Here is an 809-nt window from a genome sequence, read left to right on the forward strand (position 1 = left end):
ACCTTCTGTGCGTCCTCTGTAGGGTATCAGCAGTGTGCAACTGCAACCGATAATGTCGGTCAATTCTTCGTATTCAAACATAGCTCTATAAAGTTTGTGGGTTCTCCGAATGATAAATCACCTTGCACTCCTCAACCTCGGCAGGTAGTCCAAAGGCAGGATAGTGCGAGAATGATGCGTTTCCGTCTTGGCTAAGTGGAGAAACAATCTCCACCTGCCATTTCTGCATGAAGCCATCAACCATCTTGATGTCCTCATCACTCAATCCCGTAGGGTCGCCATTGATAATATAGCATAATGCCCAAGTGGGGATTTTCTCTATCGTCTCAAATCTTTTCATCAGCCAAACGTGAACTTGTTTATATAATAATAGGTGTCCTCGTTCTCATACTCATAGCCGTTGATGAAGTCCACCATTTCATCATCGGTTCTGTCACCTTGCGAGATACCCATCTTCTCACACCACTTGACAATAGCATCTTGGCAAGTGTCAAAGACGTCCTCACAAGCATCCTCGAAAGGCTCACCCGAAGAACTCACACAGCATTCCTCTGGGAAGAAGCCTTGCTCGTCGTGGACATAGAAAATGTCGCATCCACATTCTATCTCACGATAACTGATGGAAAGTTCTCCACCAAGGACTTTGTTCAGTTCATCAAAGAACTCCTCACAGGCAGACCATGCACTTTCGGTGTCAAAGGACAACAAGCAGATGTCATCGTCTGCCTCAAACTCTGCCCAATAGACATGTCCTCTTACCGATATGCCCATCTTCTCATAGTCGATGCCATAGTGTTCCGCCAACTTGT

General features: G+C 45.9%; 2 protein-coding genes. Both read right to left on the reverse strand.

The annotated features are described in order from the left end of the window. Positions 1-85: 85 nt before the first annotated feature. Entirely contained in the window at positions 86-340 is a 255-nt protein-coding gene (locus C9991_RS16535) for a DUF6926 domain-containing protein (RefSeq protein WP_106813560.1), read from the reverse strand. Next, on the reverse strand, positions 340-809 hold a 470-nt coding region (locus C9991_RS16540; RefSeq protein WP_106813561.1), incomplete at its 5' end, for a hypothetical protein. The genes C9991_RS16540 and C9991_RS16535, both read right to left, overlap by 1 nt.

The sequence above is a fragment of the Prevotella merdae genome (assembly GCF_900290275.1).
GTDB lineage: Bacteria > Bacteroidota > Bacteroidia > Bacteroidales > Bacteroidaceae > Prevotella > Prevotella merdae.

Excerpts from the sequence above, each read along its gene's own strand:
- C9991_RS16535 (WP_106813560.1), bottom strand. The coding sequence starts at position 340 with ATGAAAAGATTTGAGACGATAGAGAAAATCCCCACTTGGGCATTATGC.